Genomic DNA, 13,352 nt, shown 5'->3' on the forward strand with positions numbered 1-13,352 from the left:
AGTGATTCTCAGAAACACGTGTGCGCCGAGGCGCGCCCAAAAACGCACACCACGTACATCCACAAAGAGAAAAACACGGCAGAGCGCACCCCGAACGCAGGGGAGAAACCGGCAACAGGCCGCCGGGCCCAGCACCGGGCAAGTCCCGAAAACACCGGGCAGCGCGCCAGCCAACGAGCAGTCATCCAAGGAGCCACCATGCAAGGACGCACCAAACCCCTGAGCCTACTCAGCGCAACCACCCTCGGATGCACCCTCGCACTCGGGGCACCCCTCGCCCTCCCCCAGGTTGGCACCTTCACCGCCGCACAGGCACAGGAAAACCAGGCGCAGGAAAACCAGACCGGTACCCAGGCAGGCACCGAGTCGCGCACCTACGTCAACTACGAAGAAGGTGACTACGTCATCGCGGGCGTACACACCGAAATGCTCAACGCATTCCTCGACGGCAGCCAGTTCACCCTCGGCACCCTCGCAGACACCGCCCCCGGCCAGCAGGGACGATTCAACCCCGCCCGCACCGTCTTCCACCTGCCCGACGTCGAGGATGCACACACCAAGGTCGTAGCAGGCTACGACTACATTGCCCCCGAAGGCACCGACATCTTCTACATTCCCTCCACCCGCACCCGCGGCCTGCTCTACCCCGGCCTCGGTGCGGAAGGAATCCGCCCCGGCGCACTCAAGGACAACACCATCAAACTTGAACTCGTGCGCAGCAGCGTACCCGAAGGCGGCCGCGCCGAAGTCTTCACCGAATCCGGTCGCGACAACCCGCGCGTCTTCAGCACCAACGACCAGCTCGCACCGCACACCATCACCGCTGGCGGCCACGAGCACCTCAGCTGGGCATTCACCCGCGAAGGCATCTACCAGCTGACCTTCCGCGCCACCGCAACCCTTGCCGACGGCACCCCGGTCAGCTCCGAGGCGACCTACACCATCGCTGTGGGCACTAACGCTGAGGACGGCTTCAAGCTCCTGAACGCGCAGAACGCCGCAAAGGAAGCAACCAAGGACGCCACGAGCGAGGCAACCACTACCCCCGAGGCGACCTCCACCGCCACCGAGAGCGCCACCAGCAGCCCCAGCGCATCTACCTCCGCAAGTGCTGAGGCGAGTGCTTCTGCTGAGGCGAGCGCATCCACCGGTATTCGCCGCGTGGATGGATCCGTGAACGGTCAGAACGCCGCGCAGGTGACCGACCCGAACGGCGCGAAGGCGGCGGCAAATGGTGAGCAGGCATCCCAGGGTGGATCCGGTGTAACCGCTATCAGCAGCACCGACAACACCAATAACGGCTCCGACAAGGGTGAAAACAAGGACGGCAACAAGAGCGGCAACTCCCGCAGCGTGAAGGGCTCCAACGCCCAGAACGTCACCGCACCCGGCAACAACAGCGGCGGCGGCATCCTCTCCTCCGGACTGCCCGGCAGCCTGAACCAGCAGTGCATCGCCACCGAGGTCCCCGCCGAAGACGCCAAGGATTCCAAGGACGCTCAGAAGGACAGCAAGCAGAGCAACCAGGCAGCCCAGGCGCCGACCGGCATCCCCACGCTCGCCGTGGTTAACGCTGCCGAGCACAGCGGCCGTGAAGAAGTCACCCACGGCCACTTCGACGTGGGTCCCGTGCTCAACGGCGGCAACCTCACCAGCAGCGTGAAGGACGACCGCACCAGCCCCGCCCGCCACGTCTCCCCCGGCGCCCTCGAGTTCGTACTCAATGACGCCGCGAAGCTCAACCTGCCCGCGGGCATGGAAGACATCGCCCCGGCGGGCACCCCCGTGCACATGATTGGTGCAACCCAGCAGCAGGGCGTACCCTGGCTCGGCTGGAGCACCCAGGACCCCGAACTGCTCAAGCAGCTCGACGGCCCCGTCACCATGAGCCTCAACGGTTTTGAGGGCCCCGGCACGATGTCCACCTTCCTCTCCGGCAACTTCGGTTCCGCCGGTCAGAAGGTTTTCGATTCGCGTAGCGGCGGTTCCTTCCAGGTGCCCGCGAACACCCACCAGCACAGCAACTGGGTGTTCACTGCCGAGGGTCGCTACACCGTGACCATCGGCTGGACTGCGCGCCTGAAGAACGGTCAGCAGGTCAGCAGCGAATCGGTTCTGCACTTCACTGTCGGCAACCCCGATAACGCCCCGGCCAGCGATAACGCGCAGGGTGCGGCGGGCACCAAGCAGGACGGCGGCAACGCTAACAGCGCTAACGGCGCCAACGACGGCGGCGAGAAGAGCACCGCCAAGAACCCGCTCAACGGCACCGTGGACGAAGCCACCGGTATCGTCACCAAGCCCGACGGATCCAAGGTGCGCATCGTCGGCAAGACCGCCTCCGGCGAGGATTGCGCCTTGACCAGCCAGGAGCTCGCCACCGCCCAGAAGGCGGCCGCGGCGGGTAAGCTGCCGAACACCGGTGTGGTCATCGACCCGTTCATGGTCAGCACCTCGGTTCTCGCTCTGGCACTCGGTGCCATGATTCTGCGTTCGGCACGCCGGAAGGGACGCCGCGGTGGCACCGCATAGCGGGCATACCGCCGGCGAGGGTTCGCACGCCTATACGCGACGCGCCGCCCTCACCCTCGCCTCCCGTGCCGCGGCGGGTGCCGGTGCCGGTGCCCTCGCGCTGAGCGGATGCGCCACCACCGTCAATGCCTCCTCCGACCGGATGCACGTGGTCGCCACGACCCCGATTCTGGCGGATTTGGCGCAGCAGATTGCTGGCGACCGCGCCAGCGTACACTCCCTCGTGCCCGCCGGTGCCGACCCACACTCGTACGAGCCGAGCCTGCGCGATATCCGCGATGTCGCCTACGCCCGCTGCGCCCTGACGAACGGCCTGCTGCTGGAGCAGCGCAAGCTCACTAAGATGGTTGAGGCGAACCTGCCCGCAGGCGTTGTGTCCGTGGCGGTTGCGGAGAAAATCGAGCAGTACGGCGGCAAGCTGGAAGCCATCGTGGAGGATGCCTCCCTGGACTCCATCTGGCTGGGTTTGCGCGTTGAGGAGGGCGGGCAGAACGAGTCCGCCCCCGCCGACTCTTCGGAGGCCGGCATGCGTTTTGAGGTGCAGAGCGTGCGGGCACGCACCGCCACCGATTCCTCGAATGCGCAGCTGGCGGCGTTCATTACGCAGACCTTCGGCGCGGTGGAGATGCTGTGCGATTCGCATGCGCGCGGCGTGAACCTCACCCGTGAGGGGGACACCGCGATTCGCACCGGCAATATGGGTTCGCTGGAGCTTCCGTTGCAGGCGCATACGCACCTGTCGTGGGCGTTTAGTGATGCCGGCGAGTACGCCATTGAGCTGAGCGCCACCGCGGTCAAGGCGCCGGAGTCGGTGCGTTCCTCGCGCGGCACCCTGTACTGCGCGGTTGGTCGTGACCCGCAGGAGCTGGTGGACCGTCTGGCGAAGGAACAGAACGTTTCTGCCGCCGAGATCAAGGTTCTTTCCGCAGGTCACGCCGATATTACGGCACGTACCGGCGACGGCAGGCTCGTGCTTCGCGCGGATTCCTCCCAGGGCGCCGTCGAGTACGAGTTGAACCGCACCGTGGTCGCGGTCCCCTCCCGCACCCTGCAGGAGGTGCCCGCGGGCGGTAGCTACCGTTTCCTGCGTTCGGGTGCTTCGGAGCATCGCGGTCAGGTGTACCTGCTGGCGCAGGCCGTTCTGGGCAAGCACGTGCACGGCGAAATTGACCCGCACATTTGGCATTCGGTGCCGAACGCGAAGGCGAGCGTGCAGGTCATCCGTGACGCGCTCATCTCCGCTGACCCGGCGGGTGCGAGCGAGTATGCGACCCGCACCGAGCAGGTCATGAAGGAGCTTGACGCCCTGGACGCTCAGCTGCGTCAGGTGTACGGGGGCCTGCCGGAGTCGGCACGCAACCTGGTCACCACGCACGACGGCTACCGCTACCTGGCGAGCACCTACGGGTTGCACATTGCCGGTTTTGTGAGTGCCAGCGCCAGCGGCGAGCCGAGCATTCAGCAGCGTCAGCGCCTGCGCCGCACGGTCGAGGATTTGAAGGTTCCAGCGATTTATCTGGACAAGTCCACGGCGATGCGTTCACCGGTTCTCACGGAGCTGGCTCGGGAGGCTCAGGTGCGTACCGGGGTGCTCTATTCGGACACCCTGGATGCGCAGGCTCCTCACTACGCGCAGATGATGCTGGCGAATGCTCACACGATTGCACTGTGCTCGGGGGCTAGTTCTGGCGGCGATTCTTCGGGTGCTAGCTGCTCGGAGGCAAGCGCCTCATAACCCGGTTTTAAGCTCCCCACAAGCTTATATAGTCGTATCAGCATATAGATAATCTTTCACACACCGTTTCGGTCATGATCCAAGGAAGTCCTCATGATGAACTCAACCACCACCTCCCGCTCCTCACGTAGCCGCGCCCTGCCCGCCCTGGCTCTGGGCGCCAGCCTCATGCTCGCACCCCTGGGCGTGGCACACGCGGAGACCACCCCGGCAACCGCTGAGGCAACCACCGAGAGCGCCTCGGCTCAGCCGAGCGACAGCAACCTCAGCCGCGGCGAGCGCGCCCTCACCCAGACCCTGTCTGCGGAGCAACCGGTCGCATCCGGCCGCACCGAAATTTCTGCCGGTCACGTGGATATGGGTCCTCGTTTCAACAACGGCAAGTTTGAGCTCATGCTCCACGACGACCACGGCGAAACCCCCGTCTGGCGCAGCCTGGACGAGGTCATCTACCGCGGTAGCGACCAGGCGATCCTTGAGGTGCCGAACGACCCGCGCTACTCCTTCGTGGGTGCGCCCGCCGGCTCTAAGGTGTACGTGATTCCGCAGACCGAAACTAAGGGCGTGATTTGGCCGGGTTGGAACACTCAGGATCCGCAGCTGGTGTCCAAGCTGAACCGCGGCGTGAACCTGACCCTGGAGCAGGTGAGTGGCCCCGGCACGTTCAGCCTGTACCTGGAGAACGGCAACTTCTCGGCACCGCAGGTGCTGTGGTCCTCGACCAAGAGCGAGCCGCAGAAGCTGTGGGTTGAGAAGAACACTCACACCCACGCGAACTGGGTGTTCACCGCCCCGGGCGAGTACCTGCTGAAGGTTACCGCGAGCGCTGAGCTCTCTGACGGTTCGACCGTGTCCGATACCCGCTACCTGAAGTTTGCGGTGGGTGACTCCGCGAGCGCCGATACCCTGTACGCGATGGAGGCGCAGGCGCGCGGTTCTTCGAACTCCGCTTCTTCTGCATCTTCGGACGCTTCGTCTAGCTCCGCCACCCAGGCCACCGGCTCCTCTTCTGCCGCCGCAGCGAGCGACCAGAGCGGTTTCCGTGCCGAGTTCTCGATTTCCTGGAGTCCTATTGTCGCTGGCATCGTGGTCGTGGTGGGCGTGGGCGCGTTCATCGCCTCCCGTCGCCGCCGTTCCTCCGCTCAGCGTGAGGCACTGGATGAAGTGCGCGGTGACCGTTCGTGAGCGCGTCGGTAACAGCGAGCACTGAGCCCGTCCTCGAAATTTCAAACCTGTACGCGGGCTACGCGCGCCGCTCCATCCTCAAGGATCTGTCCCTGACCCTGGAGCGCGGCGAGTTTGCGGGTCTGATTGGCGCCAACGGTGCCGGTAAGACCACGCTGCTGCGTACCATTTTGGGCCTGATTCGCCCCGCCTCCGGGCAGGTTCGGGTGCTGGGTGAGTCGCCCCGCGCGGCGCGTGCGCACATCGGTTACGTGCCGCAGAAGCACCAGTTCCAGTGGGATTTTCCGCTGACCGTCAAGGATACGGTGATGACCGGCCGCGTGCGTGAGATTGGGTTCTTCCGCCGCCCGGCGAAGAAGGATTGGGTGCAGGTCTTTTCGGCGATGGAACGCACCGATGTCCTGCACCTGCAGGATGCCTCCATCGCAGAGCTTTCCGGTGGTCAGCGCCAGAGGGTTCTTTTGGCGCGCGCCCTGGCGGCCGGCCCCTCCCTGCTGCTGCTGGACGAGCCGTTCACGGGCGTGGATGCACCCACCCAGACCACGCTGACCCGCCTGTACCGCGAGCTGGCGGACGAGGGCATCACGATTTTGATGTCCACGCACGACATGCTGGCGGCGCGCGAATCCTGTTCGCGCCTGTGCGGTGTGCGCGGCAATATTCACCTGGACGGCCCGGCGGCCTCCTTCAGCCTGGAACAGCTGCACACGTGGCTGCACGGCCACGACATTGAGGAGGCGCAGGGTCACGCCCGCACGGGCTTCACCTGTGCCGGTGGTGCGTTGGATGAGTACGGCCACGAACTGCCGGATTCCTGCGCTTCTTCCCCCGCCCACGCTGATACTGCTACTTCTACCGGGGGTTCCCGTTGATTACTCCTCTCGATTTTCTGGCTGATCTGTTCAACCCGTCCCTGGCGTTCCTTCCGCGCGCCCTGGCTGCGGTGCTGCTGGCCTCGGTGGTGACGGGTGTGGTGGGTTGCCACGTGATGATGCGCGGCATGGTCTTCATCGGCGATGCGGTGGCGCACTCGGTGTTCCCGGGCCTTGCGGTGGCGTTCGTGCTGGGCGGCAACCTGATGGTGGGCGGCCTGACCGCGGGCGTGGTAACGGCTATTCTGGTGGCTATTTTCAGCCAGAATCAGCGGCTGCGCGAGGATTCAGTCATCGGCATTTTCTTCGCCGCCTCTTTTGCGCTGGGCATTGTGATTATTTCCTTGGCGCCGGGCTATTCGGGGTCGGTGCAGGATTTCTTGTTCGGCTCGATTGTGGGTGTTTCGAATGAGGACATCACCAACGCCGCAATCATGGGCGCCGTGATTCTGCTGGTGCTGTGGCTGTTCCACCGGCAGATTGTGACGGTCAGCCTGGACCGCGAGAGTGCCCGCGCGATGGGCCTGCCGGTGCTCGCCCTGGACATTGTGCTGTACGTTCTGGTGACCATTTCCGTGGTGCTGGGCCTGCAGACCCTCGGTAATGTGCTGGTGTTGGCGCTTCTGGTGATTCCCGCGTCGGCAGCGCGCCTGGCGTGCCGCCGACTGGGGTCGATGATGGTGTTCTCGCCGGTGTTCGGCGGTATCTGCTCGATTGTTGGCCTGTACCTGTCGTGGGCGTTTAACCTGCCGACCGGTGGCACGATTGTGCTGTCGATGGTGGCGGCTTTTGTGCTGGTGTGGGCGGTGACGGCGGTTCGTTCTCGAGCGCGAGCTCAGCTCAAGCAGAGTTCGGAGGCAGCGGCTTAAGCCTTCAAGAGGCCCCATGCTTAAGCCTTAAGAACCAAAGAGAACACTCCGTGTAATAAAGACGCTTAATTTAACACTCCCTGTTTAATGAAAGTACAACCTATCAAACACTTCTTATAGGTTGATATCGGCAGTGATAACGTCATCGCTACCCCTTACATGAACTTCAACGGAGGAGTCAGCATGAAAGCGTATGTTTACCACGGCCCCGACCAGAAGGGCGCTTGGGAAGAAGTGCCGAACCCCACCATCCTCGAGCCCACGGACGTCATCGCACGCGTGGACACCACCACCATCTGCGGTACCGACCTGCACATCCTCAAGGGCGACTGCCCCGAGGTGGAGCACGGGCGCATCCTCGGCCACGAGGCTGTCGGTACCATTACCGAGGTTGGCTCCGCGGTGACTGACCTGAAGGTCGGCGACCGCATCATCATTCCGGCCGTGACCAGCTGCGGTAAGTGCTCGTACTGTAAGGCGAACCAGCCTTCGCACTGCCAGACCGTCGGCGGCGTCGGCTGGATTTTTGGCTACATGATTGACGGTACGCAGGCTGAGTACGTGCGTGTTCCCTACGCAGAGACCTCGGTTCACCTGGTTCCGGAGGGTCTGACCGATGAGGACGTCCTCTTCCTCACCGACGCGCTGCCCACCGGCTTTGAGATGGGTATTCTCAACGGCAACACCAAGCCCGGCGATACCGTCGCCGTGATTGGTGCGGGCCCGGTGGGTCTGGGCGCGATTATGACCGCTAACCTCTGCGGTGCCGGTCGCGTCATCACCGTCGACTTCGACGAGAACCGCATGGACAAGGCCCTGGAGCTGGGTGCCACCGATAAGGTCAACGCGGCTGACCCGGACTTCATCGAGAAGATTAAGGCCCTCTCCCCAGACGGCCTGGGCGTAGACGTCGCTATCGAGGCCGTGGGCGTTCCGCAGACCTTCGAGACCTGCACCAAGATTGTTCGCCCCTACGGCAACATCGCGAACGCCGGCGTGCACGGCAAGCCCGTTGAGCTGCCGCTGAACACCATGTGGATTTCGAACGTGAACATCAACATGGGCCTGGTCAACTGCAACACCGTGGGCAACCTGCTGAACATGGTTCGCTCCGGCCGCCTGAACGCCAAGGCCATGGCGACGCACCATTTCTCCTTCGACCAGTTCGAGGAGGCCTACGACGTCTTCGGGCACGCGACCGAGCACAACGCGGTCAAGGTTGTTATCGCTCGCGAGGACGCCCCCACGTCTCGGTAGGCACGCATACCGTCAAGGTCCCGGAACTCCTGTGTTGAGTGTGGGGTTCCGGTGGGATGGTTCATGACACCGTGAACGTCCCTCGATGCGCCCCCGGGTGAGAAAGGGTAGGACTCACCCGGGGAGCGGATCCCCTGTCCGCGGTAGCGGACGGCTCGAAAGACGTGATGCGCCCGCCGGCTACCCGGCGAGATGGCCGGTACGATGCACGACGAGCGCATCGATAGGCTCTTCTGGAACGCGCGGTACCTCCGATTTCGCGCGTCCCCGAAGAGAATAAAGAAAAGGGTCGTACGCTTACGGTTCAACGGCGAATTCGTAGGCTGCGACCCTTTTCTCATGCCCGGAATTTGGTGCTCCGGGGATTTTCTGTACTCCGGGGTTTTTCTGTGTTCCGGGCGGGCTATTTAGTTTTTGGGCTTCTCAGCGCCGGGTTCCTCACTGGCGGCATCGTGCGGGATGCGGGTGAACGCCTCCGTGGGGTCGTCTGCCCCGGATACGGCAACTGCTGCGGCGGAGGGTTCGGTGGCACTTCCGGTAACGGGCTCGGTGGGTGCATCAGCCGGATCCTCGGCAGGCGCTTCAACGGGCACCTCCGCAACGATGGGCTCCTCCGAGATAGACGCCTCCGGAGCCTTCTGCATATCCTCCTGCTTATCCTGAGCCGGAGTCTCTACGGGCTGCCCAGAAACACCCTGCTCAGTAGCTACCGGCTCACCGTGCGCGGAATCCTTCTGCTCATCCTTGTGCGCGTCCTTATGTTCGAGCGTGTAGATGATGCGTGGTTCCAGACGCTCGAAGCCAATCTTGGAACGCACCCAGTTCACGAAGCGGTCGATGCGGTCCTCCGCCTCGGTAGTTTCAACAACCCGGTAGTTACGCGGCAGCATCACGCTATCGCTGAGCACACGCGGGTACTCGTCGATCTCCTGGATACCCGCCATGTACATATTTTCGCGGAACTGGTGGGCGAACTCCTGCTGACCAAGGAACAGCTGGTCGGCGTAGGTTTTAGCCGCCAGGCGCTCGCTGTAGGCGTGGGCCGAGTCGCGGGAGTTCTTCTTGGACCCGTAAATATCCCAGAAGTAGAAGTACACGTTGTTCGCGATAATGGCCGAGATGATGCGGTTCTGCAGGATGACGAGGGCACCCACGGCGGCCGCGCCCAGGATGAGGAGTATCACGGCCAGCGGGGAGAGCGCAAAGTCAGACAGGTCACCACGGTGGTTCGTGAAGAGGCCAATCAGGTAGGCGATGGTGACCACGATGATGGGCACGCCGATGAAAATCACGGCCAGCGGAACCCAAATGTACAGCAGGGCACGCAGAATCAGGCGGTAGTAGCTAATTGAGTCGCCCATCTGGATGGGGGTGGGCTTGACCGAGGAGTGGGCGCGCTTCATGAGCAGGCTGAAGATGCGGTTGCTGTCGATGCCGACTTTACGCAGCTTCGATTCTAGGGAGGCGCGCTTGAGGAAGACCCGGTAATTCTCCAGGACGACGCGCTGATCGGAGGTCAGCTCATCGGCGGGCGGCAGGGCGCTAATTTCCATGCCGGCTTCGGTGAGGAGCTTGCTCCACAGTTCCAGTCGCGCCAGCTCGGAGGGCTTTGCCGCCGCCTGCGCCTGATAGTTCTTATAGGAGATGAAGATGGTGCTGGCACCGATCAGCAGGGTGATGAAGGGTGCAATCCAGTCTTTGAGTCCCATTCCGGCCTTTCTCGTTGAACGCGTATACCGGGGTTTCGGTCGCCCCGAGTTCCGCGCGCACGCGGACCGGGCGTTGCCTCGGGTGCAATATCTTCCGGGTTCTACCGTACCACCCGCACCTGTGACCGGCTGTGCGCGGGCTGGAAAATCCGCATGACTGGTCGGCGGTTCGCGCGGCGCCCCCGGGGCGGCACCTCCGGGTAACGCAACGCCGCCCGCGCCGGCTTCCGAAGAAGGCCGGGGCGGGCGGCGGACCCATGACGAACGGGGGCGATATTAGTGTTCTGCGTTTAGTGTTCTGCGGGCTTCATTTCGCGCGGTGCCTTACGAATCATGAGGTAGCTGATGACAGCCATAACACCCATGAGCACGGCACTGAATGCGGAGCTCAGCACCACGCCCGAGTCGAAGGCAGCGAATGCGGAGGAGAGCAGCTGGTTCGCCTGCTCGCCACCTACATGGCTGGCGACGGACACGGCACCGCCGAGGGTTTCGTGGGCGTGGTCGGCGAGAGTCTCATCCAGGCCGTCGGGTACAACCACATTTGCGCGGTAGACGGCGGTGAGCATGCCACCAATGATGACGGTGCCGAGCACCGTACCTGTCTCGTAGGAGGTCTCCGAGATCGCGGATGCCGCACCAGCCTTACGCGGCGGCACGCTGGAGAGCATCAGGTCGTTCGAAATGGTCTGCGCAATACCGATGCCGGTACCGAGCACAATGAAGATCAGGATAATCACCAAGTCGTTGTGCGCACCCAGGAAGGCGAGCACCGCGAACGCGGCAGCGTGGAGCGCCAGACCGAAAGACACCACCTGCGCCGGGTGGAAGTGCACCGCCACGCGCGCAATCACCAGACCGGCGATAATGATCGCCAGGGTACCGGGAATCAGCAGCATACCGGCGTACATGGGCGGCAGACCGGAGACCAACTGCAGGTGCTGGGAGGCGAAGTAGATGAAGCCAACGTCCACCATCATGGAGATGAGGTTTGCGGTAATCGCGCCGGTGAACACGGTGTTGCGGAAGAGGCGCACATCCAGCATGGGCTGAATATCGTTCTTCTCGCGGTTGAGCTGACGCAGCACGAACAGGACGATGAAGCACAGGCCGGCAAGGATGGTGCTGATAGCCACCGCATCGAACCCGGTTTCGGAGGTGTGAGTCAGACCGAAGGTAATGCCGGTCATGCCGGTCATAATCAGCAGGATGCTCAGCGGATCCACCGGGCTGGGATTCGGATCCTTAGACTCGGGCACCATGATCGGGGCAAGAATCAGCAGAGGAATCAGAATCGGCACAGCGAGCAGGAACACCGAACCCCAGTCGAAGTGCTCCAGCAGGAAGCCACCCACGATCGGGCCCAGCGCCGCACCGGCGGAGAAGCCCGAAGCCCACACGGCAATAGCGATGCGGCGCTCGGTCGCATCCACAAAGATATTGCGGATAATCGACAGGGTCGCCGGCATGAGCATCGCACCGAAAATACCGAGCAGGGCACGGGCAATCACGAGCATCAGTGCGGAGGGTGCGAACGCCGCGAGCGCAGAAATCGCAGCGAAGCCGGTCGAACCGATGAGCAGCAGCTTACGGCGGCCGATGCGGTCACCGATAGCGCCCATGGGCACGAGCAGGGCGGAGAGCACCAGCGAGTAGGCATCAACGATCCACAGCTGCTCCGCGGAGGAGGGGCTCAGCGCCTTAGCGATTGCGGGCACCGCGAAGGCGAGCACCGTGTTGTCGATGGAGACCAGGAGCACCGGGAGCATGAGCACGCCGAGTGCCGCCCAGCGCTTGGTCTTCTGGTCGGGGGCGTGAATGGGCAGAGCCGTGGTGTGCGGATTGTGATTCGTCATGGGTTGTTTTCCTGCGTCTATGGGATTTCGGCTGATGCGGCGGACGCGGCGGCATCGGCCCGGCCTATCTTTTGGACTAGGGCTTTTAGTGAGGTTTCGGGGCTTACCCGGAGGTTTTAGGGTGCCGGGCGGGTCCACAAACGAAGATTAACTATACCAACTGGACGGTATAGTTTCAAGCGGTTAGACTGGTACCCATGACCACCCCCAACCACCGCAAACAGCGCGCTAACAACTCCCGCGAACACATCCTCGACACCTACGTCGACCTGCTGATTCGCTCGGGAGAACGCGCCGCAACCCTCGACGCCGTCGCCACCGCCGCCAAGGTCTCCAAGGGCGGGCTACTCTACCACTTCTCATCCAAGAAGGCGCTCCTTGAGGCGCTCGCAGAACGCACCCTCACCCTGGCTGAAGAGGACTTCGCGGCGATGGAGCAGGCACCCGAGGGGGCAAGCGCCTACTACATCAATTCCTCCACGCCGGATAACACCCCGTTCGACCGTGCCCTCATTGCCCTCAGCCGCCTGGCTCAGAACAATAATGAGCTCGCCCAGCAGACCATGAGCCGCGTGCAGGATGGCTGGCATGCGCTCGTCCTCGCCGAGCTGGGTGATGAACAGATCGCCCGCACCGTGCTACTTCTGGGTGATGGCATGTACTACAACGCGGCATTCGGAGGCGACTCCGCCAGCCCGCAGAGGGCCGCAGCCATCGCGGCAGACCGTGCGGCACTCGAACGCGCCCTGCAGGTACTCAAGGCGGCGGCTCATTAAACCCACAAAAGCCACCCGATACAGCGGTTAAAGCCACAAGCTAAAACCGCTGCCTCACACCCTATTCTTCAGCGCCGCCGAGCACCGGGGCTTAAACTGGAAGGGTACGTATCTACTCTTCAACCAAGGAGTTCCGATGATTTTCATTGCTGTAAAGTTCCCCGTCAAGCCCGAATACGCTGACCAGTGGATTGAGAAGACCCGCGCTTTCACCGAGGCAACCCGCGCCGAGGAAGGCAACAAGTTCTTCGAGTGGTCCCGCAGCGTTGAGGACCCGAACGAGTTCGTTCTGCTCGAGGCTTTCAACGACGACGCAGCTGGCCCGCACGTGAACTCTGACCACTTCCAGCAGGCTCTGAAGGACATGCGTCCGCTGCTGACTGCAACCCCGAAGATTATTTCTCGCCTGGTTGACGGCGACGGCTGGGACGCTATGGGCGAGCTGCAGATCGACTAGTCTGCACCCCTGACATGCACCTAAAACTGCATAGTTAGATGTTGCATAAGTAGACGCTAAAGCGCCTCTCCTGCCTGTCCTATTGGACAGGCAGGAGAGGCGCT

General features: G+C 63.1%; 10 protein-coding genes. 8 read left to right on the forward strand and 2 right to left on the reverse strand.

The features are described 5' to 3' along the window. Positions 1 to 198 precede the first annotated feature (198 nt). The 6 genes from HMPREF2674_RS03000 to HMPREF2674_RS03025 all read left to right on the forward strand — a co-directional run bounded on the left by HMPREF2674_RS03000 (position 199) and on the right by HMPREF2674_RS03025 (position 8,450). Entirely contained in the window at positions 199 to 2,532 is a 2,334-nt protein-coding gene (locus HMPREF2674_RS03000) for a TIGR03773 family transporter-associated surface protein (protein WP_070824779.1), read from the forward strand. Next, the gene (locus HMPREF2674_RS03005; protein ID WP_070824780.1) at positions 2,519 to 4,267 is read left to right on the forward strand and encodes an anchored repeat ABC transporter, substrate-binding protein; all 1,749 of its coding nucleotides are present in this window, start codon (positions 2,519 to 2,521) and stop codon (positions 4,265 to 4,267) included. Before HMPREF2674_RS03000 ends, HMPREF2674_RS03005 begins: the two co-directional genes overlap by 14 nt. Positions 4,268 to 4,360: 93 nt before the next feature. Then, positions 4,361 to 5,452 carry a TIGR03773 family transporter-associated surface protein gene (locus HMPREF2674_RS03010; protein WP_070824781.1) on the forward strand — a complete coding sequence of 364 codons (1,092 nt, stop codon included), beginning with the start codon at positions 4,361 to 4,363 and terminating at the stop codon, positions 5,450 to 5,452. Continuing rightward, positions 5,449 to 6,324, forward strand: coding sequence for a metal ABC transporter ATP-binding protein (locus HMPREF2674_RS03015; RefSeq protein WP_049346920.1), 876 nt, complete (start codon positions 5,449 to 5,451; stop codon positions 6,322 to 6,324). Before HMPREF2674_RS03010 ends, HMPREF2674_RS03015 begins: the two co-directional genes overlap by 4 nt. After that, a complete protein-coding gene (locus HMPREF2674_RS03020) occupies positions 6,321 to 7,193 on the forward strand; it encodes an anchored repeat-type ABC transporter permease subunit (protein WP_049333785.1) in 873 nt (290 codons plus the stop codon). The genes HMPREF2674_RS03015 and HMPREF2674_RS03020 overlap by 4 nt, the downstream gene beginning before the upstream one ends. Positions 7,194 to 7,376: 183 nt before the next feature. Beyond that, positions 7,377 to 8,450, forward strand: coding sequence for an alcohol dehydrogenase catalytic domain-containing protein (locus tag HMPREF2674_RS03025; RefSeq protein WP_070483207.1), 1,074 nt, complete (start codon positions 7,377 to 7,379; stop codon positions 8,448 to 8,450). Positions 8,451 to 8,857: 407 nt separating this feature from the next. On the opposite strand, the gene HMPREF2674_RS03035 is transcribed toward HMPREF2674_RS03025, so the two are convergent. Both HMPREF2674_RS03035 and HMPREF2674_RS03040 read right to left on the reverse strand, forming a co-directional pair. Next, positions 8,858 to 10,159 (reverse strand): NADH dehydrogenase, encoded by a 1,302-nt coding sequence (locus HMPREF2674_RS03035; RefSeq protein ID WP_070824783.1) that lies wholly within the window; start codon positions 10,157 to 10,159, stop codon positions 8,858 to 8,860. A 290-nt stretch (positions 10,160 to 10,449) separates the two neighbouring features. Beyond that, positions 10,450 to 12,015, reverse strand: a complete 1,566-nt coding sequence (locus tag HMPREF2674_RS03040; protein ID WP_070824784.1) for an MFS transporter — start codon at positions 12,013 to 12,015, stop codon at positions 10,450 to 10,452. 197 nt (positions 12,016 to 12,212) lie between these two features. Here HMPREF2674_RS03040 and HMPREF2674_RS03045 point away from each other — a divergent pair, with 197 nt between their 5' ends. Then, positions 12,213 to 12,791, forward strand: a complete 579-nt coding sequence (locus HMPREF2674_RS03045; RefSeq protein ID WP_070824785.1) for a TetR/AcrR family transcriptional regulator — start codon at positions 12,213 to 12,215, stop codon at positions 12,789 to 12,791. 136 nt (positions 12,792 to 12,927) lie between these two features. Next, a complete protein-coding gene (locus tag HMPREF2674_RS03050; protein WP_070824786.1) occupies positions 12,928 to 13,248 on the forward strand; it encodes a putative quinol monooxygenase in 321 nt (106 codons plus the stop codon). Positions 13,249 to 13,352: the final 104 nt, after the last annotated feature.

Source organism: Rothia sp. HMSC062F03, assembly GCF_001836905.1.
GTDB lineage: Bacteria > Actinomycetota > Actinomycetes > Actinomycetales > Micrococcaceae > Rothia > Rothia mucilaginosa_A.